Annotated in this window: 23 protein-coding genes; 16 read left to right on the top strand and 7 right to left on the bottom strand. The window is 38.3% G+C overall.

The window, feature by feature from the left end:
• Nucleotides 1–253: 253 nt before the first annotated feature.
• Nucleotides 254–898, top strand: coding sequence for a DUF1919 domain-containing protein (locus BTN98_RS11745; RefSeq protein ID WP_060996767.1), 645 nt, complete (start codon nt 254–256; stop codon nt 896–898).
• A gap of 309 nt (nt 899–1,207) precedes the next feature.
• On the opposite strand, the gene BTN98_RS11740 is transcribed toward BTN98_RS11745, so the two are convergent.
• A complete protein-coding gene (locus BTN98_RS11740) occupies nt 1,208–2,836 on the bottom strand; it encodes an AMP-binding protein (protein ID WP_174545312.1) in 1,629 nt (542 codons plus the stop codon).
• Nucleotides 2,837–3,114: 278 nt separating this feature from the next.
• Complete coding sequence (locus tag BTN98_RS11735; RefSeq protein WP_060996765.1) at nt 3,115–4,368, bottom strand: leucine-rich repeat-containing protein kinase family protein; 1,254 nt, start codon at nt 4,366–4,368, stop codon at nt 3,115–3,117.
• A 220-nt stretch (nt 4,369–4,588) separates the two neighbouring features.
• Here BTN98_RS11735 and BTN98_RS11730 point away from each other — a divergent pair, with 220 nt between their 5' ends.
• The 8 genes from BTN98_RS11730 to BTN98_RS11695 all read left to right on the top strand — a co-directional run bounded on the left by BTN98_RS11730 (nt 4,589) and on the right by BTN98_RS11695 (nt 13,213).
• Complete coding sequence (locus BTN98_RS11730) at nt 4,589–5,314, top strand: L,D-transpeptidase family protein (RefSeq protein WP_060996764.1); 726 nt, start codon at nt 4,589–4,591, stop codon at nt 5,312–5,314.
• Between the two features lie 130 nt (nt 5,315–5,444).
• Nucleotides 5,445–5,906 (top strand): TetR family transcriptional regulator, encoded by a 462-nt coding sequence (locus BTN98_RS11725; RefSeq protein WP_060996763.1) that lies wholly within the window; start codon nt 5,445–5,447, stop codon nt 5,904–5,906.
• 222 nt (nt 5,907–6,128) lie between these two features.
• The gene (locus BTN98_RS11720; protein WP_060996762.1) at nt 6,129–7,562 is read left to right on the top strand and encodes a TolC family protein; all 1,434 of its coding nucleotides are present in this window, start codon (nt 6,129–6,131) and stop codon (nt 7,560–7,562) included.
• On the top strand, nt 7,562–8,536 hold the full coding sequence (locus BTN98_RS11715; protein WP_060996761.1) for an HlyD family secretion protein: 975 nt from the start codon (nt 7,562–7,564) through the stop codon (nt 8,534–8,536). The genes BTN98_RS11720 and BTN98_RS11715 overlap by 1 nt, the downstream gene beginning before the upstream one ends.
• A gap of 4 nt (nt 8,537–8,540) precedes the next feature.
• Nucleotides 8,541–9,725, top strand: coding sequence for an ABC transporter permease (locus BTN98_RS11710; RefSeq protein ID WP_060996938.1), 1,185 nt, complete (start codon nt 8,541–8,543; stop codon nt 9,723–9,725).
• Nucleotides 9,712–10,854, top strand: a complete 1,143-nt coding sequence (locus BTN98_RS11705) for an ABC transporter permease (RefSeq protein WP_060996760.1) — start codon at nt 9,712–9,714, stop codon at nt 10,852–10,854. The genes BTN98_RS11710 and BTN98_RS11705 overlap by 14 nt, the downstream gene beginning before the upstream one ends.
• Nucleotides 10,855–11,048: 194 nt before the next feature.
• A complete protein-coding gene (locus BTN98_RS11700; RefSeq protein ID WP_060996937.1) occupies nt 11,049–11,504 on the top strand; it encodes an outer membrane lipoprotein in 456 nt (151 codons plus the stop codon).
• Between the two features lie 422 nt (nt 11,505–11,926).
• Nucleotides 11,927–13,213 carry an MFS transporter gene (locus tag BTN98_RS11695; RefSeq protein ID WP_060996759.1) on the top strand — a complete coding sequence of 429 codons (1,287 nt, stop codon included), beginning with the start codon at nt 11,927–11,929 and terminating at the stop codon, nt 13,211–13,213.
• A gap of 91 nt (nt 13,214–13,304) precedes the next feature.
• On the opposite strand, the gene BTN98_RS11690 is transcribed toward BTN98_RS11695, so the two are convergent.
• The 3 genes from BTN98_RS11690 to BTN98_RS11680 form a co-directional block, all read right to left on the bottom strand.
• Nucleotides 13,305–15,284: a flavohemoglobin expression-modulating QEGLA motif protein gene (locus BTN98_RS11690; protein WP_060996758.1), complete on the bottom strand. Its 1,980-nt coding sequence runs from the start codon at nt 15,282–15,284 to the stop codon at nt 13,305–13,307.
• Nucleotides 15,271–16,296 (bottom strand): glutathione synthase, encoded by a 1,026-nt coding sequence (gshB, locus tag BTN98_RS11685; protein ID WP_060996757.1) that lies wholly within the window; start codon nt 16,294–16,296, stop codon nt 15,271–15,273. The genes BTN98_RS11690 and gshB overlap by 14 nt, the downstream gene beginning before the upstream one ends.
• 125 nt (nt 16,297–16,421) lie before the next feature.
• On the bottom strand, nt 16,422–16,778 hold the full coding sequence (locus BTN98_RS11680; protein ID WP_060996756.1) for a MaoP family protein: 357 nt from the start codon (nt 16,776–16,778) through the stop codon (nt 16,422–16,424).
• A gap of 221 nt (nt 16,779–16,999) precedes the next feature.
• Between BTN98_RS11680 and hdfR the strand changes: the two genes are divergently transcribed.
• Both hdfR and BTN98_RS20330 read left to right on the top strand, forming a co-directional pair.
• Nucleotides 17,000–17,860 carry an HTH-type transcriptional regulator HdfR gene (gene hdfR / locus BTN98_RS11675; protein ID WP_060996755.1) on the top strand — a complete coding sequence of 287 codons (861 nt, stop codon included), beginning with the start codon at nt 17,000–17,002 and terminating at the stop codon, nt 17,858–17,860.
• A gap of 226 nt (nt 17,861–18,086) precedes the next feature.
• Nucleotides 18,087–18,251, top strand: a complete 165-nt coding sequence (locus BTN98_RS20330; RefSeq protein ID WP_162840651.1) for a hypothetical protein — start codon at nt 18,087–18,089, stop codon at nt 18,249–18,251.
• 139 nt (nt 18,252–18,390) lie between these two features.
• Here BTN98_RS20330 and BTN98_RS11670 read toward each other — a convergent pair whose 3' ends face one another.
• On the bottom strand, nt 18,391–18,840 hold the full coding sequence (locus tag BTN98_RS11670; protein WP_060996754.1) for a hypothetical protein: 450 nt from the start codon (nt 18,838–18,840) through the stop codon (nt 18,391–18,393).
• Between the two features lie 295 nt (nt 18,841–19,135).
• Here BTN98_RS11670 and mrcB point away from each other — a divergent pair, with 295 nt between their 5' ends.
• Nucleotides 19,136–21,454 (top strand): penicillin-binding protein 1B, encoded by a 2,319-nt coding sequence (gene mrcB / locus BTN98_RS11665; protein ID WP_060996753.1) that lies wholly within the window; start codon nt 19,136–19,138, stop codon nt 21,452–21,454.
• 117 nt (nt 21,455–21,571) lie between these two features.
• Entirely contained in the window at nt 21,572–22,123 is a 552-nt protein-coding gene (locus BTN98_RS11660; RefSeq protein ID WP_060996752.1) for an NUDIX hydrolase, read from the top strand.
• Between the two features lie 46 nt (nt 22,124–22,169).
• On the opposite strand, the gene BTN98_RS11655 is transcribed toward BTN98_RS11660, so the two are convergent.
• Nucleotides 22,170–22,586, bottom strand: coding sequence for an META domain-containing protein (locus tag BTN98_RS11655; protein WP_060996751.1), 417 nt, complete (start codon nt 22,584–22,586; stop codon nt 22,170–22,172).
• Between the two features lie 327 nt (nt 22,587–22,913).
• Here BTN98_RS11655 and BTN98_RS11650 point away from each other — a divergent pair, with 327 nt between their 5' ends.
• Genes BTN98_RS11650 through gloA2 form a run of 3 tightly spaced genes read left to right on the top strand, consistent with a single transcriptional unit; the run spans nt 22,914 to nt 24,068 of the window.
• Nucleotides 22,914–23,129 (top strand): DUF3820 family protein, encoded by a 216-nt coding sequence (locus BTN98_RS11650; protein WP_060996750.1) that lies wholly within the window; start codon nt 22,914–22,916, stop codon nt 23,127–23,129.
• A gap of 14 nt (nt 23,130–23,143) precedes the next feature.
• Nucleotides 23,144–23,683, top strand: a complete 540-nt coding sequence (locus tag BTN98_RS11645; protein ID WP_231730614.1) for a leucine-rich repeat domain-containing protein — start codon at nt 23,144–23,146, stop codon at nt 23,681–23,683.
• A gap of 1 nt (nt 23,684) precedes the next feature.
• Nucleotides 23,685–24,068 (top strand): SMU1112c/YaeR family gloxylase I-like metalloprotein, encoded by a 384-nt coding sequence (gene gloA2 / locus BTN98_RS11640; protein WP_060996749.1) that lies wholly within the window; start codon nt 23,685–23,687, stop codon nt 24,066–24,068.
• The last annotated feature ends 88 nt before the right edge of the window (nt 24,069–24,156 follow it).

Here is a 24,156-nt window from a genome sequence, read left to right as displayed (position 1 = left end):
GCAATAAGTTAGAATAATCGGTGCGCTCACCGAGGGTCGCGCTGATTAACAATAATTGATATTAGTAATTAGTTTTATTGTTACATATAAAAAATCAATTTAACTGCACTACTAGTATATAAATTTATTTTATATTATTTATTTGTTTTATTCGCTGGTAACTTATACAATAAGTAAAATTCCCAATTATTATTATAGTGAGTGTTAAACAATATCACTTATATAGTCTAATTATTTTTTTAAGGTTTATTTGATGATTCAACGCGTTATATCTTATATCTATAAAAGAACATTATATAAAGTATATCGTTCTCATGTTAATAAGAAATTACGAGCAAGATTAAAGAATAAAAACTTTAGCTTGATCTCTAATAACTGTATCGGTGGTCTTACTTGCAGCGATTTAGCTCAACCTTTTAATTCACCAACGGTGGGTTGTTTTTTCTATTCAGATTGTTATCTGAAGTTTTGTGAAAACCTTAAATACTATTTATCATTAGAACTAGAGCAAGCGACAAGTTCTAAATATATTGATTCTTATCCTTATATTCTAGGTAAGCTAGGTGATATTGAAATTCATTTTATTCATGACTCATCTTTTGCTGAAGTAAAAGAAAAATGGGAACGCAGAAGAAAACGCGTTGATTTTGATAATTTATTTTTTGTCATGTCTGATCGTGATATTTGCGATGAAGGCGATATTGAGCGTTTTTTACGCTTAGATGATGGTAAGTCAGTGTTCTTCGGTGCGCGTAAACGTTCAAATTTAGATAACTTTGTTCATTGTTATAATGAAAAAGGTGAAATCACGACTCAATTCTTTGCAATGTACCGTGTACATGAGAAGTATTTTGACATGGTTGAATGGCTAAATACCAAGCGAATCGTTATCTATTAATATTTTATGCATGATACTAATTCAAGAAAACCAATAAGTTGAATTAGTATCAGCTTTACTTTATATCATTATCTATTGTGACCCAGTTATATCTTAGCGACATCTATTTTATAAAACAGTATTAATACTATGCTTTATGCTGTTATATAATACCTATTGTTTTTTATTAAAGATAAAATAAAATATATTTAGATGATTGAATTAGTTAGATAAATATTCACATTTACTGATGTAAAATTGACTTATTATTTTTTAAATTGACACAAAGTTTATATATTTAAACGTAGAAATAAAAAATATTAATACTAGTTATTGTTGCCAATGGATAATTTGTTCATTATTCCAATTATTATCAATATCTGCATAGTGTTGTTCTAATACGTGACGTTTAATTTTTAGCGTTGGAGTTAAGATACCATTTTCAATAGTCCATGGTTCTTTAATCATTAAGATACCTTTGATTTTTTGATGGGACTCTAACTCGTTATTTATTTTAGCTAAAACGCCCATAAGCTTTTTTTCATAACGTTGATGATTAAACTGAGGATAATCATGGGCTACCGCTAAAAGTATTGGTGCTGACATTCCTGAGCCTATCAGGCACACCATTTCAAAGTTACCTAATTCCATCAAGCGCTTTTCTATCGGCACCGGTGAAACAAATTTCCCTTTGGCTGTTTTGAAGGTGTCTTTTTTACGCCCTTGAATGGTTAAATAACCTTCATTGTCTAACTCACCGATATCACCGGTATATAGCCAGCCATCATTATCAAAGCTTGCTTGAGTTGCTTGAGAGTTATTGTAATAACCGCTAAATAAGCCTTTACTGCGCACTAGTATCTCTTTATCTGCCGCGATTTTGATCTCAATACCAGGGCCTGCATTGCCGACCGTACCAATTTTATCGCTACGGTAAGGATGGTTGAGAGTACTGTAAGCAAATGACTCTGTCATTCCCCATGCCTCAGTAATATTAAGGCCAATACTTTCATACCAACGTAACAAGCCTGCTGAAACAGGAGCAGAGCCACAGCCAAGTACACGTGCTTTATCAAGCCCTAACCCTTGCGCTAATTTACGCTTAATAAAGGTTGATATTAAAGGAAGACTTAACAGAAAATTCAATTTAGCTGGGGGAAGTTTATCTTGTATACGTTGTTGAAATAAGGTCCAAAGACGTGGCACTGACACAAAAATTGTTGGTCGGTGCATTTTTACGTCATCAATAAAAGTATCAAGCGATTCTGGAAACGCAACTTGTAACCCAGACATAATTGAAGAGCCAAAAATATAAACTCGTTCAGTAATATGAGCTAATGGTAGATATGAGAATAAGCGCTCATTGTCTTTTAAGCCGATATGCTCAATGATTTTTTGTGACGACCATACAAATGCGCCGTAAGTGAGCATTGCACCTTTAGGCATTCCTGAAGTGCCTGATGTGTAAACAATTGACATTAAATCAGTGTCATGATGTGAGCAACGCTCTGAGGTCGGTAAATGCTGCTCAATTAAATCGTCAAATTGATATTGGCATGTTGGAGTACCAGGGTACGAAAAAGCAATCGTGGGGATATTAGCATGGGTGGCTACGACATTATTGATGGCACTTGGGCTGTCAAGTTTACCAATAATGATTAATTTAGCTTCACTATGCTCAATGCAATGGGCGATAGTATCAGCGCCTGCGGTGGGAAAAATAGGTACACTGATATACCCGCCGAGCATCATTGCTAAGTCACAAATAAACCACTCGGCACAGTTTTTAGAAATTAAAGCAATGCGATCACCTTGTTGAAGACCCAATAGCTGAAATGCGGTGACTAAACGTTGGGCTTTATCTGCAACACTGGCATAGGTGTAATTAACAAATTGACGATTGATGATTTGTTTTAAATAAATATCGGTAGGACGTTCATTTGCCCATTTGATAATCATGTCAGCAGGTGTTTGCAGTTGAGCCATAAGCACTCCGTTTAACAAATGGATCATTGATTGCTGGATGTTATTATAATGTTAAACTTAGGCTGTTATCTAAGCTGGCGTCAAGTAAGATTATGCTAATTGTTTAGTACTATTAGCTATTTGAATAAAATGGTTTTTATATTACTTTGAATTATAAGGTTTTATTGGTTTTTTTGTTGAATTATACCTTACTCAATTTATGTGATCTGTATAAATTGAATAAGATACAGGCAACAGGGTATTAATGATAATTAACCCGCAATATAATGCTGAGCTTGAGTGTGTAATTGTTGATATTCAAGTGTATGTTGATCATCAACTTGGCAAATCGAGAGTAAATCTTCGATAAAATACCCCACAGCGCGCCATTCGATCGCCGCAATTTTATGCTGTTGCTCAAGCGCTAAGTCATCATAAATTGATGCTGCACCAAAATCGCCCACCAAAATATTGGCATTATCGTCAACCAGAACGTTATGCGCATAGATATCACCATGAGCAACACCTTGTGCTTGCATATGGTTAATAACGGCGATCATTTGTTCAACAATCGTCACGATAGCGGCAATTGACAGTGTAAATTGCGCAGGGAAGGTATCTCGAGTACAAGTCATCAATGTCGGCGGTAAACCTAAATTGTGATAATGCGCTGGAATTAATGCCATGATCAGTGCGAGGTAGTTAGGTTCATTCACTTGGGCTAATGAAGCCACTAAGTTTGGATGTGCGCCTGTTTTTAAACATGCATTTAATTCATCTTGCGGGTAACCATCAGAAGTAACTTGTCCTTTAAAAACCTTAACAGCGATTTCATTATCAAGTTGATGTAGGTTTGACAGCCATTGTGCTAATGAAATTACCCCTGAGGCTCCTTGCCCTAATACTTTATTAAGTTGGTAGTCCGTAGAAGCAACATAAGGCAGTGGATTATTGATTTGCTGGTTGCGGTTAAAGTCATTACCAGAAAAAGCAAGCCATGCCAATTTAGGCAAATCAAGCAATTGGTTTGGAAATGCAGCCAATGCATTAGCAGATAAACGTATTAATTGTAAGTTAATTAACTTACTCATAGAAAGTGGTAGTGCTGTTAATGCATTACCTGCTAATGCTAATTTTTGTAAATAGATACAGTCACCAAGCGCTTCGGGAAGAGCGGTGATTTTATTATCGGTTAAAATTAACCAGCGTAATTTTTTTGGCAAAGCGTTGGCTGTAACGGTAGTAATTTGGTTGGATTTAAAGCCGATCATTTCCAAATTAGGGCATGCGCCTAACACTGGCGGTAATTCTGTAAAACAGTTATTGGAAATAAAAATAATACGTAATTTGGTTAATTGACTGAAACTATCAGGTAAATGCGTTAACTGATTATTGGTTAGATCTAACACTTCTAAGCTGTCGGCAAGTGTTAGAATCTCTGTTGGAAATTGGGTTAGCTGCTCACTTAATGTTAAATGAGTAATGCCTTTAAGCTTGCCTGAGCGTAATTGTTCTAACGTATACAAAATTGTCTCATTGATGAATGGATATAATTGATGAGAGCTATTGTAAAGATTTTAGAAGGTTAGATCACTGTCGTGGTGTAAGTTTACACTTAATCTATAATGTGAACACAAAGTGATGGTTATTTAATCAATAATTCAGGTAAACTAGCGCGATTTAAGTTGGTCGTTATGTTAATTACCGCAATATTATGCGCGTAGAGAAATTATCATTGAGGGTTGTGTGCTAAAGAAAGTTATTTGTCCATTAATGTTAGTGCTAACACCAACAGGTGATGCATTAGCTGAGTCGTTATATATTCCATCGCCATCATCAACATATGCACTATACCCACCAACAGGTAGCCGTACGATTACTGATGTCATGGAGCGCTATACGCCTTTTGTTGAGCCAAGACTAAAACGCTACTTTGAAAGCGTAGGCTTAACTTATCCTCCTCAAAATATTGCTTTATTCGCAATGAAACAGGAACGTAATGTTGAACTGTGGGCGAAAGAAAAAGGCAAATGGTTCTATGTTAAGCGTTACGATATTCAAAAAATGAGTGGTCATATAGGGCCTAAAATGCGCGAAGGTGATAAACAGGTACCGGAAGGTGTTTATCAAGTATCGCTATTGAATCCAAATAGCCGTTACCATTTATCGATGAAGCTCAATTATCCCAATGAATTTGATCGTAAATATGCCCAATTAGAGGGACGAACATCACCTGGCAGCAATATTTTTATTCATGGTAAAGAAGCTTCAGTTGGATGTTTAGCCATGGGTGATTATGCGATTGAAGAGCTGTTTTTATTAGCTGAACGAACAGGGATTGATAATATCGAAGTATTAATTAGTCCACATGATCCTAGAAAAGGTAAATTGCTGGCAGCAAATACTCAGCCTTATTGGACTAAAATTTTATACCGTGATATTGAACAACATGCGCGTAAATTTAATCGTTAATTATGCGGTAAACCCCTAGTTAACCGAAAAACATTTTGTAATACTACAGCGAACCAATATCCTTGACGTTATTATTGAACGTCAAGGATATTATCGTTGCATAAAATGATTAAAACAGAGTCAACGCATTATGCCAAAGCGTAGTAAAGAAGACACCGAAATCACTATTCAGACTATTATGGATGCAGTGATAGAGCAAATACTGACGTTAGGTTACGATAAAATGTCGTATACCACTTTGAGTAACCAAACCGGAATATCAAGAACAGGTATTAGCCACCACTTTCCTAAGAAGCAAGATTTCGCGCATGCACTTGATGGGCGCATTTATCATCTTTTTGTTGATAAATTGGATCTCGCTGGTGATTTGCAGGCATTTTCAACCAGTTGGTCTGCGGCACTGGAAGATGAAAAGTTTCGCGCTATTTTACGATTATTGTTTCACCATATTTCTTCTGCTGAAACGTCACATGAATTTGCTCACCGTGGAATTGAGCGTTTATTTACTTTGTGTGAACAACGTTATGGTAAGCAAAGTATTGCCGAATTAGAATGTTTATTAGGACGTTCATTAATTCGTTTAGCTCGTTAATTATTATTAATTTGATTACGGTTAGTTTTACGACTAAATATAAATAGCCCACATTATGTGGGCTATTTTGTTTGTTGCTTTAAATAGAGTTATTATTTATATCAGCAAAATAACTCTTTAAAATAAAAAATTATTAGAGAATCTGTTAAAATTTATTTTTTAGAGTATATGCTCTATATTTATGATGACGCATAGGCAAGGAAAGAGGATAAGGGTTAATACATGAGAATAAGGCCATTAATGGTAAAGCAATTGACAATTGTACTACTGGCAGTCGTGCCGACTGTACATGCTGCGCCTGTGAGTTTTAATGATGCTTGGCATACTGTAGTGACAACAAATGATGGCTTAGCCGCTGATCGTGCTAGTGTTGAACAAGCGCAATATATGCAAGATGCTGCCAAAGATCTGTATTTGCCCAAAGTTACTATTGGTGCCAATTACACCCGTTTAGATAATGATATTAAATTGTCCCCTTCCGATGTTTTTGACAGCATGCCAGCTTCAAATACAGCTGCTGGCCAAGCTCTTAATAAAGTTATTGCTGATCTTACACAAGCGACTGGCACTGATTTTAATTCATTATTTACTGCTAATATTTCTGATCGCGATGTCTTCACCAGTTCTATTCGTGCGATTTGGCCGATTTTTACTGGTGGACGTATTAATGCAGCTCAAGATATCGCTCAAGGTAAAACTGATCAAGCTAAATACATGCTAGCGATGCAACAACAAGCCAAATTTGAAGATTTATCGCGCTTTTATTTTGGGGTGGTATTGGCCAAAAATGTATTACAGACTCGAATCGAAGTAGAAAATGGCTTAAAACGTCATTATCAAGATGCGGTGAAGCTTGAACAACAAGGCCAAATTGCGCGAGTTGAACGTCTACAAGCACAAGCTGCTTACGATAAAGCTAAAGTTGAGCGTCAGAAATCATTACGAGATTTAGAAATAGCCCAAGTAGCATTAACGCAGCTATTAAAACAGTCTACCCCCGCGACTCCTTCGACAGGATTATTTATTAATAATTCGTTGCCACCAATGTCAGCATTTGTAGATAAAACCTTAGCAACGTATCCGGGCTTGCGTATTTTAGATGCCAAACGTAAACAAGCGGGTGGGCTAATTGATGTCGAGAAAGGCAAATATTACCCTGAAGTTTATGTCTACGGTGATTATAACTTGCACGATAGCGGCAGTTTAGCTGCAACGATGGCCCCAGATTGGGCTGTTGGTGTTGGTGTGAGTGTACCATTGATTGATAACTCCGGCCGTTCAGGAAAATTAAGTGCAGCCCATTCAATGGTTACCCAAGTCAACCATCTACAAGCGCAAGCACAGCAAGATTTAACCGTCTTGGTTGAAAAAACCTACCGTGAAGCTAAGCAAGCACTAGAAGAATATAACGGTTTAGCATCAAGTTTATCATTGGCTCATGAAAATACGCGTTTACGTGAAAAAGCGTTTGGGCAAGGATTATCAACCTCACTTGATGTGGTCGATGCGGAATTGTTTTTAGCCAGTATTAAAACCCAGCGGTTAGCCGCGGCTTATCAATATGTCGCATGTTTAACCCGCTTACTTGCCATTAGTGGCGAAATGAACACATTTAAAAATTATCAGCAACATCAAGGGATCGAGGTCAAATTATAATGAGTAAGTTAAAAGCAATTGCTATAGCTGTTCCTGTTATCGCGGTGGTTGGATGGCTCGGCTATACCTTCTGGCATGCTTACCAACCTCAACCTGAGCGTATGCAAGGTCAAATTGAAGCGCAGCAATATAATATCGCCTCTAAAGTCCCAGGGCGTATTGATAAAGTATTAGTTCGTAAAGGTGATGAAGTACAACCTGGGCAATTAATTTTTACCATTTTAAGCCCCGAAATTGATGCGAAATTAGAACAAGCTCAAGCGGGTGAGCAGGCAGCTGGCGCATTAGCACAAGAAGCTGAAAAAGGGGCGCGTATTCAACAAATTGCAGCTGCAAAAGATCAATGGGGCAAAGCCAAAGCGGCGGCTGCTTTAATGCAAAAAACCTATGTTCGAATCAACAACCTTTATAAAGATGGTGTATTAGCAGAACAAAAGCGCGATGAAGTTTACACTCAATGGCAAGCGGCGCAATTTACTGAAAGTGCGGCTTATCAGATGTATCAAATGGCCAAAGAAGGGGCGCGAGTTGAAACAAAACGTGCCGCTCAAGAAAAAGTCAAAATGGCCGCGGGAGCTGTAGCTGAAGTACAAGCGTATGTCGCTGATACTAAAGTGACCAGTTGGCATAAAGGTGAAGTATCACAAGTGCTATTGCATGATGGTGAATTAGCCCCACAAGGTTTCCCTGTGGTGAATATTATCGATATTAGCGATGCATGGGCGGTGTTTAATGTCCGTGAAGATAAACTGAAAGATTTCCAAGAAGGGAAAACTTTTAAGGTTACGATTCCGGCGTTAGGCAATAAAAGCTATCAGCTAAAAGTAACCCATGTTGCTGTGATGGGCGATTTTGCGACCTGGCGAGCAACTGACACTGCCAAAGGGTTTGATATGCGTACATTTGAAGTGGAAGCTCGTCCGACTCAACCTATTGCGGGTTTACGCGTTGGTATGAGTGTCCTTGTTGAGTAATGATATGGCTATTTATTCAGCAATAAAAACCGAATGGCGCACGATTTGGCAAGATAAATGGTTGCGCGCGTTGGTGGTGTGGTTACCTGCAATACTGTTTCTGACAATGTGGGCGATTTTTGCTACTGGTATTGCGCGTAATTTGCCTGTGGGCGTGGTTGATCTTGATCATAGCCAAATGTCGCGTCAATTGACGCGGTATATTGATGCCAGTCCAAGTATGGCGGTTACTCGTCAATTTACGGATGATCATACTGCCAGTGCTGCAATGCGTGCCAATGATATTTATGCGATGGTAGTGATCCCTGATAATTACGAAAAAGACGTTAAGCTTGGTGAAGCGCCACAGATAACGACTTTTTATAATGGTCAATTTATCCTTATCGGTAAACTGATTTCTGCGGCGATGCTGCAAGTTGAAGGAACCTATAACGCCAGTGTTGAGGCAATGAGGAACATGAGTTCTGGCGCATCAGTGCCTCTGCAAGCGTTAGGCCAAGCAGTACCTATTCGTGCTCAAATCACACCATTGTTCAATAGTAATAGCCATTATGGTCAATTTTTAGTGTCAGCTATTATTCCGTCTATTTGGCAAATATTGATAGTCGCAACCACAGTATTGGCATTAGTCCATGAAGCGCGTGGACAGGGATTATGGCGTTGGTTAGCGCACACTCCATGCCAAAAATTAGTTGGTAAATTACTGGCGTATTCGGGCTTGTTTTTGATTCAAGGTCTGCTGTTTTTATGGTGGATGTATGTGATGCTTGATTGGCCAATGCATGGCTATTGGGGGATCTTAATTGTTGCCCAAATACTGATGGTGTTTGCTTGCCAGAGCATGGGGAGTTTGATTTATTTTGTAGCGATGGAGGCTCCACGCGCAATGAGTTTTGTTGCGGCTTATACCGCGCCTGCATTTGCGTTTATGGGGATCACTTTTCCTGCAACAGATATGCCGATTATTGCCAAAATATGGCGCGGATTGTTGCCGGTCAGCCATTATATCGAAGTGCAATTACAGCAAGTTGATTATGGTACGGGTTGGTATCAAGCATCGCATCAACTGTTGGTGTTAACGAGCTTTATGTGTGCCTTATTAGTGGCGATGGGATTAATGTTGATGCATCGCAATAAAGCATTAGCAAAGATATCGACACAGCAAGGAGATCATCATGAGCTGGGGTAACTTATTTAAGTGTGAACTAAAAGCTATCTTCAGTAATTTCTCGTTATTGTTTACGGTTTTTGGTGGGGTGGTGTTTTATTCGTTTTTATACCCACTGCCTTATATTAATGAATTACCGCGAGAGCAGCGCGTCGCTGTGGTCAATTTGGATCATAGCCAGATGAGTCGCGAATTAATTCGTATGGTTGATGCGACACCACAAGTTGCGATTACTGAGCATCTTGGCAGTATTAGTGCAGCTAAAATGGCTTTAGAATATCGTCAAGTCGATGGCATTTTAGTGATCCCTGAGCATTTTTATCGTGATGTGATGATGGGGACCAGTCCCACGTTAGCTTATGCTGGTAACGCAGCATTATTTTTGGTTTATGGTACCGTGGTTGAAGGCTTAAATGGCGCAGGAAATGCATTAGCCGTTAAAGCAAAAATAAATCGAATGATGTTTATGGGTGATGGTGCCGTTGAGGCGAGCCAGCATGTTACAGCAATGAAGCTTAATATGAGGCCTGTATTTAATGTCACCATGGGGTATATCAACTATGTTGTACCTGCAGTGTTTGTGTTGATTCTACATCAAACCTTATTAATTGGTGTAGGAATGATGGGAGCGTCAGAGAATGAGGCACGTACAGCAGGTAAAACGGGTTATTGGGCACAATATCCAATCTGGATGGTAATGACTGTTCGAGCAATATTGTTTAGCTTAATTTATTTACCATTAGTGATGTATTACTTTGGATTTAGTTATGTTTACTATGGGGTTAATAGGCTGGCATCGATTCATGACTTGATCATGATGACAATACCGTTTTTATTGGCAGTGATCATGTTAGGTATGGTGCTTGGTCAGTTATTACCGCGTTGTGAATTAGTCACATTGGTAGTGCTATTAAGCTCGTTACCGTTAGTTTTTAGTGCTGGATTTATTTGGCCGCCATCAGCGATACCGGCGGCGATTAACTATATTGCACAATTAGCACCGTCTACTGCGGCAATTAATGGCTTTCTTGGACTTAATCAGCTTGGTGCCAGTTTTGCGCAAGAGATTGATCGTTGGGGGCAGTTATGGTTGCAGTTTGTTGGTTTTGCAGCGATCAGCTATTGGTTAATGCGCCGAGCACGAAAATAATGTAGTTAAGATAAATAAAAAGAGCATATAAGTGCTCTTTTTTTGCAAACAAATGTACGCTGTTTTATATTAGAAGGCATCAGTAAATAAGATGTGGCAAATGTTAAATTTACAGCCACACTTAGTAGGTCAACTTACGTTTAAATTAGTAGGAGGTTGTTTTGAGTCATAAAGCAAAATCGAATAAAAAAGTCATGGTTGCAGTGGCAATGATGTTGTCATTAGGTGTCGTTGGCTGTGCTCAAAACCCTTATGGTGATGCTTATAATGTTGGTGAAGCTCGCACTATGCAAACTGTTTCTACGGGTACAATTACTAAACTTGATGCTGTCACAATGAGTTCTGATGGCGAAAGTACTATCGGTACGCTTGCTGGTGCAGCTATTGGTGGTATTTTAGGTTCAAAGATTGGTGGTGGTTCAGGTTCTGATATTGCCGCAATCGGTGGTGCTCTTGCTGGTGGTGCTTTAGGTAGTAGTGCTGGTGATGCCGTTGGTAAACGCCAAGGAGTTAACATTGTTATTAAGCTAGACAGCGGACGTACAGTTGCGGTTGTACAGCAAGTAGATCCTAACATGATCTTCCGGGTTGGTCAGCGAGTTGACATTTATCAGCAAGGAAGCACAACACGTGTTGTTCCGTCTAACTAAATAGACGCAATGGCTAATAAATAAGGCAGTTGATACTGCCTTTTTTATTGGCTACGATTTGAGGAAATAACACCAACGTTTGTTTTTTTGTTAGTTTGTTGATGCAAACGTTGTTTTTTTGATGATTTTTTGTGTGTGATTTTTGTTATTTCTGGTGAAATAGAAGACATTTTTTACAAACTATTATGCTGTTAGTGATTCAAATGGTAATCATGATGTGCTGTTATTTTAAATTATTAGGTCTATTATTTTTCAAATTGGTATATATTTTATATTTTATCTGGTCTGATAAGTGCGTTAATCTTGACTGTGAATGAATATTCCAAAGCTCAAATAGTAACCGAATAATTAATTTGTAACTAATTGTGTCAAATAGTACGCTGTGCGCTTTCTAAAATCCCTCTTTGAACGATCCCTATTTGATGAATAATTCAAAACTAGATGCGACTTATAAACGCCTTCGTTGGCAAATAATTATTACTACTTTCTTGACCTATACCGTGATGTATATTTCAAGAAAAGCGTTCGCTGCTGCTGCGCCATTGTTAATGAAAGATCTTGGCATGACCATGGTACAGTTTGGTTTAGCCTCATCGATTTATTATATTTTATACGGCCTTTCAAAATTTAGTTCAGGTCTTTTAGCCGATAGAATTAATCCACGTTTATTTTTAGCACCGGTATTAGTGGTAATTGCCATTATTAACGTTGGTATTGGTATGACCAACAGCGTTAGTATGTTACTCGCACTGTATTGCTTGACAGCTGTTGTGCAAGGTTGTGGTTTTCCACCTATCGCTAAAGCAATTAGTCAGTGGTATTCAAAATCTGAGCGCGGTGGTTGGTATTCATTATGGAATACATCCCACAATGTTGGTGGTGCATTAGCGCCGTTAATTGCTTCTGCTGTTATTGCCTATACGGGTAACTGGCGTTATGCGTTTTATGTACCAGCAGCGATTACTGCGGTACAAGCTTTGATCGCCGCTATTTTGATGCGCGGTAAACCTGAAAATTACGGTTTACCCAATGTCGGTGAATGGCGTAACGATACTAAGCAATTAGAGATCAATAAGCGCTCTGAAACTGGTTTATCAATGTGGATAATGTTTCAACGCTACATTCTAACTAACCCTATTATTTGGTTAGCGATTGGCGGTGACTTATGCATTTATGTGATCCGTACTGTTTCAAGCGACTGGGTTAGCGTTTACTTTGTTGATGTACTGCATTGGGACCTAGTTCGTTCTAACTCATTAGTCGCTTGGTTTGAAGCGGGTGGTATTTTAGGCGGTCTGACATCAGGTATTATTTCTGATAAGTTCTTTGGCGCTGATCGCTGGAAAACAATTTTAATTTATTGCTTTGTATTAATTGCAGGTATGGTGGGTGTTGGTTTTACTATCCATATGAGCTACTTACTTGTTGCGCTATGTTTCTTCGTTATTGGTGCTGGTATTTATGCGCCGCAGATGTTGTTTGCGTTAGGTATTATTGAAGCCTCACACGCAGATGGTGCGGGTGCTGCAACAGGTCTTAAAGGCGGTGTAACCTATGTTGGTGCTGCGCTTGCTGGTGCGCCAATTGCGATGATTGAAAAAGCATATTCATGGAATGGTGTGTTTGTATTACTTGCCGCTATTGCTGTGACTTTGGTTATTTTGACCTGTGTTATTATTCGTGTTGATAGTAAGCGATTACCAATGTAATTGATTGATATATTAGCGAATAAAAAAGCGACCATCATGGTCGCTTTTTAGTATCTATCGAAAGACAAACTTCGTTGTTAATGTTTCAGTATTAACGAATGGAGTTCAGCATAAAGTCCATCACTGGATCGATGTCAGCCTCAATTGAAAGTGCTTTTGGCATAAAACTTGGTGTTTTTAGAATGCCGCGCTCAATTAACTCATCAAGTAATGGTTTAAATTCAAACCCTGTTTTACCGATGAATAACGAGGTTAAGTCTTCCGTTTTATACGCCTGAATCGCATCTTTTAAGCCACGTAGGTAGAGGAAGTCTTTAGTAAAACCGCCACCACGATAAGCACGCGCTGTAATAGTAAACGCTTCGTCATCACACATAGCATAATCATGACGTAGGCTATTAAAACAGTCGTTAAAGCTATCGCCATTAACCATCATTTCTACAGCTACTACGCGTAACGCCAATGTTTTAAGGCGATGTAGCGGGAAACTGCCAGATAAGTGTTCACATAAAATTGCTAGGCCTTCTTGAGTGTGGGTGTTACCCGGTAAGCCTAATTGCAAAATTTTAAGTGGTTGTCTTTCAGCATTGACTGAAGTAACAAGGTGCACACCTAATTCATGATGGATCAATGCATCTAGATCACCTTGAGTAAAGCGACTATTTGGATTGACCTTGATAACCTTACCGCTCACCATCGCTCGTGCTATTAATTGCTTTGATGCAACCACTTTACAAGGGATGTCATATTCAGCTGCTGCAACTTTAAAAGCTTCTATTGCCTCTTTAGCACTGATATTCGCAGGTTGCTGTTCTTTATATTCACACGCATGCAAAATAAATTTAGCGTTGGCAATATCACGTTCATCAGGCTGACCGTAATAACGCAATGAATTATATAAAAATTCATCAGTACCAATACTGCATAATAGATCAATACGCACAGCAAGTTGATCGATGACTTTACGGTACATTTTCTGTACGTCAGCATCACGGATCGTTTCAACCGGTAAGCGATAGAGCTGCTCACGGAATTTATACGGATCCAAATCCAATTGACGGTAAGTAAACTGTGGTTGGTAGCTGTATGGTTTACTTAAAAAACGTCTTTTTTCTTGCTTAAGATTAGTTGGATTAATATAGCTAAGGGTATTAATACCTCGCGCTATTTTATACAACTGACGGTCAAGGTTAATTACTTCTTTAGAAAGATTTGATGCAAGTACATCGCTACCTGTTAGCCCTTTGGCTTTGGTACGCTTGGTGATCGTGAACGCTGCATGTTCCGTGATCACTGTCTTCATCGATTCTTTCAATTTTTCAATAACAAGAGGGTAGGCTTCACCACCTTCTTCGTTCATGAAAATCTTTTTGACCTCAATTGGCATAATTAAGGTGTTTTTGAAATGTTGTTTAATAAAAGCAGCTTGGTAGCCAAGGCCTTTAAAAATATCATTTTCCAGTGCTGTCACATCAATGTTAGGCAGCTCAACATTGTTAAGCCCTTCTAGCAGAACATCAATCTCTTTGCGCCAGCGACGACGATTGATCTGCATAGTACCAACATTAAAGGTTGGTGTCGCAGTATCAACACGTTGGTAATTATACGAATGAATATCGTAAATTAAGCACAAACCAAATTGCAGTTCTAATGTTTCAACTAAGCATTGTAGAATGCGATAGTAACTCTGGTGTTTAGCCAAGGATATTTCACGTTCAGCACCACTTAACGGTGTTGACCAAACATTTTTTCCCCATGCGTCATCGTAAATGCAGTTTTCAGGTGCACGATTGAGGTCATACTCATAACGTGAATCTTCGCCTTGCAATACAATCGGCAATGAAGAGATGAAGTCACCAGTAAAGGGATCTTCTTCAAAGTAACGTTCTTCTTCTGTCAATGCACATTGTGTTTGTAATGATTGACGCAGATTGTGGCCGTTATGGACCGCTGTTGCAATGTAAGGTTGATATTCACTAATGCGAATCATCAGGCTACCATCATCAAGATGTGCTTCAAATGGCGTAAGACTACGAATTTTTTCTAAAATTTCTAACTCAGTAAGCTGCATCTGCAATTACCTTCCGAAAATCATTTTTGCGAGCGATGCCAACTTCTTTTGCGATCACCACACTTTCTACAAAATCAAGCACATTACGCTGAAGTTTTACGCGATTTAAACGGTTGATACGCGTAATACCACCAGGGCTTAGTACATTAACTTCCACCAATTTGCCGTTAATAACATCTAAACCAACGAAGTAAAGGCCATCGCGTACCAATTTAGGTCCAATGTGCTTACAAAGTGCTAATTCTTGTTTGGTTAAAACGTGTTTTACTTCGCGGCCGCCAGCATGAATATTTGAGCGTACATCGCCTTCTGCAGGAATACGACGCATCGCACCAATAGGTTCACCATTTAGTAGCATAATACGTACGTCACCCTGTTCTGCACCTTCAATGTAGTCTTGCAGAATAACGTAGTTCTGATCATCACCGATATAGAAATCAAGCAGTGATTTCACACTTGATTTGGCACTTTTTTCAATCAAGATCACGCCTTTACCACCGTAACCGTTTAATGGCTTCAGGATCATACGATCTTGCGGTGACTCATCAAGAACACGTTCAAGGTAATCACGGTTTTTAGATACATGAGTAACAGGAATAAACTCTTTGTTTGGATCGGGTAATGACGCAGTATAAAGTTTGTTATTTGCGACACGTAGGCCATCAATATCGTTAACGATAAAGGTATGGTCACGCACTGAATCAAGGAAGTTCAATGCCATCGTATCTAATGGTGGGTTAGCACGCATAAAAATAACGTCAAAGCCCGCAAGTGGTAACTCGGCGTTATTAAATTCAGCTTTACGGTAGAAGCTTGGAATATTGTTTGAGACTTCACCTTTTTTTAATACGTTACAGAAAGCAATTGCCATACTGTCGCGCATGGTTAAGTTACTCGGTGTTGTGATTGCAACCGTGTGACCGCGGCTTGCGGCTTCATGAATCAAACGTAAAGTAGAATCGTTTTCTGCTTCAACGCGTTCCCACGGATACATAACAAAACAAATTTTCATAGCTATACCAAAAAGAGGCCTGTTAAATTTTTACAGGCTAATATAAAGAAATAAGCCATCACACTAAGTGGGATGGCTTCATTTTATTGGCGATTGTTTTGAAAAATCCGTTTTAAAAGTGAAAACTAATAATCGAGATCGTTATCAGTACCACTATCGCTATCATCATCATCACCGTATGAGCCGGTTGTATGAGCGCGTTGTGAAACACATAATGTATAACTACGTGTTTTATGACTGGTATGGTTTAGGTATTTAATCCAGCATTTTCCAAACTCAGACACGGCTTGTTGTTGACCTTGTACTTCAGCTAAAAACTGAACTTCAGAGTCATCAATAGGTTGTGTTGTTCCGTCAAAAAGGGCCCGCATAGAACGTCCATAGTTTTCTAATACGCTGGTTTCACTAATAGTAAAAACCCCTGAGCGGTTAAAGCCGCGTGGGAAGTTTTTATCGTCGTAAAATTTACCTTCACTTCTCATTCATAAAGTCCTTGATGTGATTTGAGCAGATATTTATCCAGACTTGCTAGGTTGTAAATCAATTATTTTTTATTGTTAAGATGAAAAAAATTAATTAATATTCAGCGCTAATAGGTTGTACTATTTCAAAGGATATAAACATTGAATCTATTCGCGATATAATGACTTATATATACCGTTATTTTTTTATTTAACCTACTCTTATTATTGAGAATTTTGCCGTGGATACTGAATTACTTAAAACGTTCTTGGAAGTTACCAAAACACGCCACTTTGGTCGAGCTGCCGATAACTTATATTTGACGCAATCTGCAGTCAGTTTTCGTATTCGCCAACTTGAGTCACAATTAGGTAATCCATTATTTTCTCGTCAACGCGGAAATGTACACCTTACCGCCGCTGGTGAACGTTTGCAGCCTTATGCTGAAGCTATTTTGCAAACTTGGGGACGAGCAAAACAAGATGTAGCCTTAACCGATAGCTTAAATACTCAATTGACGATTGGTGCATCACCGTTATTTTGGGAATTTGATGGTATTTCTGCTTGGATTAATCGTATTTACGCGACAGTGCCAGGACTTGCTTTACGTTTAGAGTCCGTCAAACGAGAAGGAATGGCAAAACGTCTGTTTGATAAAAGTATTGATTTGTTTATTACCAGTGAGCCGCCAAAAATTGAAAACTTACATGTTCAAAAAGTACGCGACTATCAATTACAGTTAGTGACTAATCAGCCACACTGTAATGTAAATAGTGTGCGTGATATGCCACTTATTTATCTTGATTGGGGAACGCGATTCTCAGTTGAGCATAGTCGTATTCCTGAATTACAGCGTACGCCCGTATTACATACTCATTCTTGTAAGATGGCGCTTGATTATATTCTTTCCAATGGCGGTGTCGGCTATTTCCCTTCACCAGTAGTTGCAAATAGCGCTGCGTTAGGCGAATTGTATGTTGTTGAAGACGCACCAATTATGGAGCAGAGCTTGTATGTGGTTTGGCGTGAAACTAATGATAAGGAAGCATTAATTAATGAAATTATCGATGTACCATTCAAGAATGTGATCGAAAGCATTTGATTGAAACAATTTGTTGTTACCAGCAAAATTACTTGTTGTACGGAAGTGAATTCCTGAATTAGTCTAAGAAAAAATGCTACTAGGGTAAGAAACAATGAACTATGGACCGGATTGTCTGTCATGTTTTTTACATTAACTTAGTACTGTTTTGTCACAATAGAACATTACAATTGCCAGTGTTCTATTTTAATAATTATCTACTCTGGATGTAGTTCAGGAAACGCAAATGGCTAAGTTAAACCAAAAATTTCACAAAGGCAGCAAATCAAAATTCAATTCTGAGTTTGGAGATGATTTTCAGGATTTAGATCTGCAATCTCGTGGTAAGAAGAAACGTCGTGTGACACGTTCGCGTTTCGATAGTCCGGAGTACAGCGATTTCGATTATTAATAGTGATGTGCATTTCACGATAAAGATCGGCAATTAAGCATTTAAAAAAAGGCGTACCTAGATGGGTACGCCTTTTTGTTATCTAATTATTACAGTGTATAAGCTGTGGTTACAAACTATAATGATAGGATAGTTACGATTAATTTTTTTGTTCACTTAACGTGGCATAACGGTGTAATAATTCAGTTAATACACTGATCCAGCCAAACGCATTATCTGGTGCGTTAGTAAGAATTTTTTCAACTTCGGCACAATGCTGCTCTAGAGTGACCGCTTCTTCAAGCTGAAAAGAAATAGCATAAAAATGCCATAACAATAAGCGGATCATGCGCTCACTGTTTTGTTGAGCATTATCAGAATCAGAAAACGCAATATTCACTTCCCCTAATGCAATCGCCGTCATTCGTAGCATCGCATCAAATTGGGTTGATTTTAGACGTTCTTCGCTGTCAATTTCTTCTTGATCAAAGGTAAATATTTCCTGCATCACATCTTCTGGTACCATACGACCTATTACGCGAAGGCTAAATTCTTCTAATTCATGTCGCGGCATGGTTAAAAGGCAGTTTAAAGTGTAATCACGTTGCATATAATTTCTCGCAGATACCACGACGTTGATCTGGATTGATCATCGCCAAATAAATAAAGAAGCGTATTTTGGAGTATTTATATCAAAAAGGCTAATAAAACCCAAGCTGATAGATTAACCTTAAAATATCTGACAACGTGATGACAACCAAAAATATATATTAAGTTATAGTAATATTATTTTAAAATCAGTGTGCAGACACTGGTATCATTGAGCGAATGCTTTACCAATATACGTTGGCTACCACAGAGATATATAACGTGGTAATGACGAACTTATTACATTGAACAGGCTTATGACGTCAAATAATCAACAATCACCCCCTCAAGCACCTCAAATAAAGAAAAAACGTAGTGTTATTGTACGTGCCTTAATTGGTGCGACATTAATTGGTACTGCGGGTATGGCTTATTTAGGCTACGACTTAAACCAACAAATTAGTGCTAAGTTTGCTGGCCAGTTATGGCAGTTACCTTCAGTTGTTTATGCGCGTGAGATGGCATTACAACCTGGTGCGCCAATAACCTACAATTCGTTGGTGAATGAACTTAAAGTTTTAGGTTATCAAAAAGTAGCAAAGCCAGATCAGAGCGGCGAGTATGCGGCGAATGGTTGGAAAGTTGATTTTGTACGTCGACCATTTAACTTTAAGGAAGGGCCTGAAGGCGCGCGTCATGTTTCAGTGTCATTTAATAATGACAGTATAACCCGCATCATGGATTTAGATTCTAATAAAGAACTTGGCTTTTTGCATATTGATCCAAAGATGCTAGGTATGCTTGAAGCACATTCAGATGAGCAACGTATTTATTTACCTGAAGATAAAATGCCGAAGCTATTAGTGGCGGGTTTAATTGATACTGAAGATCGTCATTTTTATGAGCACGATGGTATTTCTTTAGTGGGTATTGCGCGAGCATTTATTGCCAATATTAAAGCCGGCCATACCGTTCAAGGCGGTAGTACGCTAACGCAACAGTTAGCGAAAAACATGTTTTTAAGTAGTCAGCGTACATTTTGGCGTAAATTTAAAGAAGCTTACATGGCGATTATCATTGATACCCGTTATGGCAAGCAAGAAGTGCTTGATGCTTATATGAACCAAGTCTATCTGGCTCAGTTTGGTGGCCATGGCATACACGGTTTTGCTTTAGCGTCACGTTATTATTTTGATCGTCCATTATCAGAGTTACGAGTTGATCAATTAGCATTGTTAATTGGTATGGTAAAAGGGCCAACATATTATAATCCTTGGCGTCATCCAGAGCGTGCTAAAGATCGTCGAAATATCGTATTAGAGTTAATGAATAAAGACGGTGAGATTAGTGATAATGCTTATCAAGCAGCGATTAAACTGCCATTAGATATTCAGAAAAAAGGTCAATTGGCGAAACGCCAACCTGCCTATTTTGATCAAATTAAAGCAGAGCTAGAGCAAAAAGCAGGCGCTGCGTTTGAAGCTGGTAAAGGTTTACGCATATTTACCTCACTTGATCCTCAATCACAAAAATTGGCCGAAGCTGCAGTGGCTAAAGTGATGCCTGAGGTACAAAAACGTGCTGGTAAAGATTTACAAACGGCAGTGGTGATTGTTGATCGCACTACCGGTGAAATCCGCGCCATGATTGGCGGTGATAAACCAGGATTTGCGGGTTATAACCGTGCAATTAATGCTCAGCGCCAAGTTGGTTCAGTTATTAAGCCAGCGTTATACCTTTCTGCATTAGAAAATCCAGCTCGATTTAGTTTGACGAGTTCATTAAAAGATCAGCCGTTATCAATTAAGATGCATGATGGTGCTACATGGAGTCCACGTAATTACGATCGTAAATACCGTGGTGAGGTGCCATTATTTGTCGCATTGGCTAAATCGTATAATGTGCCAACGGTTAATTTAGGTATGGCGGTCGGTGTTGATAAAGTAACAGATACACTGACGAAATTAGGGATTCCACGTGATGATATTCCTCAAGTGCCGTCATTATTCCTAGGTTCAATCACATTGTCACCGCTAGATGTTGCTCAAATGTACCAAGGAATTGGTAATGAAGGTTATTTAGCGCCATTAACAGCTTTAAATGCGGTGGTTGATGAAAACGGCAAGGTGCTATATCAAAACTGGCCAAAAGCAGCTGAAGTTGTGCCACCACAGGCAGCATGGCTAACAATGTTTGCACTGCAAGATACGGTTAAATTTGGTACTGCTCATTCACTGAATAAATTGTTCCCGAATACCCATTTAGCAGGTAAAACGGGTACCACCAATAATGGTCGCGATAGTTGGTATGTAGGTATCGATGGCCGTGAAGTGGTCACTGTTTGGATGGGGCGTGATGATAATAAGAGTACTCACCTAACAGGCGCAAGTGGCGCGTTACGTCTTTATACTGATTATATTCAGCATCGTAAACCTGAGCCATTATTGTTACGTCAGCCAGCAAATATTGAAGCAGAGAATTATAATATAGCCGCTGATGGTGAATACATTCCAAGCTGTACTGGTAGCACAAGAATGCCTATTTGGGATCCGCATGGTGATCTTAGACAGAATTGTCAGGCAGAAAAAGTGAAGCATAAAGTTGAAGGATTCTTCAATAAATTGTTTAACTGGTAACTAAGTACTTACTATCTTTAAGCCTCCTTTAATGGAGCTTTTTTATGCCGATTAGATTCGTTTTATAACCGCTAATTGGGTAGAATATTCGTATAAAATTTAAATGAGTAAACAGTAATGCGTTTTTTAACATCGTCAGTTCATGCTGATTTAATCAATACCGATCTTCACTCACCGACATTAACGATATATCACCGCCAAGCAACACGTGCAATTGTACTCAATGGTGACAATATTTTGATGTTGTATACTGCCCGTTATGATGACTATACCTTACCTGGTGGTGGTATTGATGCTGGTGAAGATCAGCTGCAAGGATTAATACGAGAGTTAGAAGAAGAAACGGGAGCGACTAATATTCGTGATATTGAACCATTTGGTTTATATGAAGAATTTCGACCTTGGTATAAACCTGAACATGATATCGTCCACATGGAATCGTTTTGTTATGTATGCAAAATTGATCCGCAATTAGGGCAAACACGGTTAGAAGATTATGAGCAGAAAAATGGTATGAAGCCAGTGTGGATCAATATTTATGCTGCAATAGCCCATAATGAAAAGACCATGCAAGATTCTGATAAAAAAGGGATGTCGATTGAGAGAGAAACCTTTTTATTGAAGCGTATTGTGGCTGAATTATTAGTAACACCTACAATGCAACCATAAAAAAAGCCACAATAATCATAGCATTATTGTGGACGAGAGTAGGGTGTTATTTGTTGGCGATGCGCTTAAAAGTAACAGTGTGGTTATCTGAACTTAAGATCAAGGTATTATTGTTGACTAAAAATTTAGATGGTCCTGTCAGCATTTGCTTTACAAAGCCATCAACAGTCGCTTGTTCATTTTGAATACACATCTTTTGAGTTGATACTAAATTTTTAGTAGTGAGATCTTGAGTTGTGAGACGTATTTTACCTGTTAACGTATTACAGCCAGTGTAGCTAACATTAAAATTTTTATTAATCTGTAGTTTTGGTTTAGTCGCCAAAGCATCGACAGGTTGGGTATAACCATCGATTGAACTCACTGTCCATGTATTAACAAGATCCGCTGCATTTTTAGGTGAGCTTGCACAACCCGTTAATATGGTTGCAATAAATAGTGTAGTTAGTAGCGTTTTTCTCATGGATATTCTCTTAATCTTATATGTGATTTTACTTTAATGTGCTGAGATTTAAGTGTTGGTAATCAGTAGATAGAGTTACAAAAAGAGTTAATTGATTACCAATCATATCCGTTTGGTGCCAGTGAAAAAACGGACGCTAAGTGTGACAAAGATCGCGAAAAATGTAAACGTTCAGTTGTTAAATTATAGGCTATTAATCGAGTACATTTTTACGGATACATGCTATTTTTTACGTTATCAATTATGCTATATGCGTATCAGTCCAAGGTTTGTCATTGTTTGTAACGACAGCCATAACTAAGTGCTCAATCTCGTTGGTGTACAACTATGTTCCAAAAACAACATCTCATTCAATTAGCAAATATGAAAATGCCATTTGGTAAATATGCAGGTCGAGTACTCATTGATTTACCAGATGAATATTTATTATGGTTTCAAAAGAAAGGCTTTCCAGAAGGGCAGTTAGGGATATTAATGGCACTAGCATTAGAGTTTAAAATCGAAGGGTTAGAATCCGTTATTCGTCCACTACGACAAGATTAATAAAGGAATGAAGAGTGAATAATCGCCATATATGGTTAGGCATGGTTGCCATTATCATTGGATCGCTACTGACAGGGTGTGCGCAACAAGTGCGACCAACGCTTACATCGCTAACATTTATTGATCCCAATTTTAAACGTTGTGTATTTGCACAAGGTAAAAAAAACATCGATCAAATCACAACATTAAAATGTAGTCATTTTAATATTCGAGATGCACGAGAAGTGCGCTATTTAACTCATTTAACAACATTAGATTTGTCATCAAATCAATTAACCTTTGTTGATATTAGTCATAATCCAAAATTGCAGGTGTTAAGTGTTGAACACAATAAATTGGCTCATTTAAATATTAGCCATAATCGACAATTGAAGATTGTTAATGTCAGTTTTAACCGCTTAAAAACATTAGATGTTAGCCATAATCCCTTACTGACCTACTTAAATTACGGTGATACATTAATTAAACATGTAGATATTAGTCATAATCCTCATTTGATGACACCTTTTAAGATGATCAACGTACCAAACGGTCCCACAATAACGGTAGAGTAATATGTTAAAAGCCATTCACCATGTCGCGATTATTTGTAGTGATTACTCACGTTCAAAAGCGTTTTATTCGCAGTTATTACAACTAGAAATTATTTGTGAAACCTATCGTGAAGATCGTGATTCATATAAATTAGATCTAAAATTGCCTGATAATAGTCAAATAGAATTATTTTCATTTAATGGTGCGCCCCAACGCCTAAGTTATCCTGAAGCTCAAGGTTTACGTCATTTAGCTTTTGCTGTTGATGATCTGGCGTTGACTGTCGATTATCTGCAACAGAATGGGGTGGAGGTTGAACCGATTCGTATTGATGATTTAACCGATAAAGCGTTTACTTTTTTTAGTGATCCAGATGGATTGCCATTAGAGTTGTATCAGGTTTAATAAATAATACGCCAACTGTATATACAATATTGATTCAAATGATATTTTTAGCTAACAACTATATGCATGAGTGTGTATAGTTGTTAAT

Source organism: Photobacterium aquimaris (genome assembly GCF_002954455.1).
GTDB lineage: Bacteria > Pseudomonadota > Gammaproteobacteria > Enterobacterales > Vibrionaceae > Photobacterium > Photobacterium aquimaris.
The sequence above is the reverse complement of the archived record's forward strand: the minus strand, read 5'-3'. Positions and strand labels throughout refer to the sequence as shown.